The sequence below is a fragment of the Mammaliicoccus fleurettii genome (assembly GCF_003970575.1).
Taxonomy (GTDB): domain Bacteria; phylum Bacillota; class Bacilli; order Staphylococcales; family Staphylococcaceae; genus Mammaliicoccus; species Mammaliicoccus fleurettii.
In genome coordinates this window covers 1-2,222 of the sequence record NZ_RXWZ01000211.1, presented here as the reverse complement: position 1 = coordinate 2,222, position 2,222 = coordinate 1, and the positions used below count along the sequence as shown (strand labels likewise).

General features: G+C 24.7%; 1 protein-coding gene. It reads left to right on the top strand.

The window, feature by feature from the left end:
- The first annotated feature begins 181 nt into the window (after window positions 1-181).
- Window positions 182-2,200, top strand: a complete 2,019-nt coding sequence (locus CD129_RS12460; protein WP_115337159.1) for a helix-turn-helix transcriptional regulator — start codon at window positions 182-184, stop codon at window positions 2,198-2,200.
- Window positions 2,201-2,222 lie beyond the last annotated feature (22 nt).

Here is a 2,222-nt window from a genome sequence, read left to right as displayed (position 1 = left end):
GCTAATTAATAATATTATTTATATTTGATTTATATAAAAGTTATAGCTTTTAAGGAAATAAAATAAGTACAAAATTTCATAATAAAAAGTCAAGAATAAAGTATTTTTAATATTATTTGTTGAATTATAATTATCCTTACTTATAAATAAAGATGTTTCAAGTTGAATAGAGGTGTTTAAAATGCTGATTGATTGTAATTTGAAATTTTATCAAACCTTAAATGTTCAATCAGAATTTAATATAGGTTTACTAATACTATATATAATAGAAGGAAGTAGTAATATTTCTATAAATGGTAAAACTAAAAAATATAAATCGAAAGACTTCATTATTATAAATGACTTAGATCATTACCGTATTTTATCGGCTAAGAAAAATGTCATTGCAAGTTTGTGTTTATCAAGAGTAGAACTTGATTATTTCTTTCAATTTAATAAAAGGTACTACATTAACAAAGATAAACTTGATTCGAGTATGCTCAGATTCTATATGAATAAGTTGATTGTAAATTACTTAAATAATAAACGTAAAAAAGAAAAGAGAAATAAAGTATTTGAACATCTTAACCAGTTAGTTATGACACTACGTTTATATAGAGAGTTAGATGAAACAGTTGAATATAGCATGACTAATGACATAAATAAAGCTATAGATTATATGTATCATAATTATAAAAATAAGTTGTATATTGGGGAAGTAGCGACAAAATCATTATTATCTGTAAGGTGGTTTTCTGACAGGCTTGTAGAAGTAACGAGTATGCGTTATCGGGATTTAATAAGTGCTATTCGTTTATCTTACAGTACATTTGATTTAATGTATTCTAAAAAATTAATATCTGAAATAGCGAATGATAATGGATTTACAAATGAATCAGGATTTATTGGCCATTTTAAAAATAAATATGGAATTACCCCAGGGAAATTTAGAAAACAACTTGAAAATGATCAATACTATCCATTTCATAATAAAAACACGACACTATTTCAAAATTTTGAGCAGTTAAATGAACAGATCAAATATTTAACAGATAGTGATATTGACTATGTCAATATGGATATAAATTTTAAAAATAAACTAAGTTCAAAAATTACAACTCCAAACTTACTAATTTATATTAGAAATATAGAATCACTTACTAATAATTTTCAACAATCAAAGTTGTTATCTATGAGAAGGGAAATTGGTTTATATGGATTGTTATTTTCAAATCAGCTATTTTATGAGCTATTTCAGTCGAATTTTGAAAATAATAAACTTGTACATCAAATGTTTTCTTTTTCATTAGAACACCAATTTGATATTTCATTCGAGGTAAAGTTAACAAGAAACGAAAATTTAGAAGAAATTATAATGTTTTTTAAGAGATTATTAAATTATTTAACAGATTGCACATATTTTTATGGACAACGCAGTTTTCAATTCTATATCGATGCATCGTATCACCAATATAATCGTATTTCTAAAATCATAAAAGAATACTTAAAAGAATCTAATGTGATATTGATACTTAACAAACAAAACAACTATTTAGCAAAGCGAATGTCTCATAAAATGGGTGACAAAAACCAAATAGCATGTAAAGTACATCATGAAATAGACTCCGACAAAGATATAACATCTATATTGAAAAATAATCCCTCGTTAAATATCTTCTATCAACCTAAAATCCCTAATCGAATTGAGTCACTAATATCAATATTTAAATGGAGTATCGAATTTAATCAAAATATTTCAATGATTATTGATGATACATGGATAGATAGTATGATTCCTTCACAAAGCAGCCATCTCATGATTAAAGAATTACAATTAAATAAGGAAAGTCAGTATCAACTATTTGAATTGATACTAACTTTAAAACGTTTGCGAGGAGATATTGTTTACTTCAATGGTTTGATACTGATGACACATTATCTTAATGAATATCAAATTATTATTTTCCCAAATATGAAAGTTTTTAATAGATTGCATCAAAGGCTAAATATCAATGGTTTTAAGTTAGGTGAAATTGAATATAGACATCATGACATCTTTATCAAAAATAATCGAATTTTAATTAATCAAAATAGCGAAAGTGAAGGTAACAATAAGGATACCGAAGTAAGTTTTAAAAAAGAAACTGGGAAGTTAATTGTTCAGTTTTATACTTCTCCAGATGTTATTAAGCATATTTATATAAAACAAAAAATAAACTAAGGTGGTATTACAATGGAAAAAC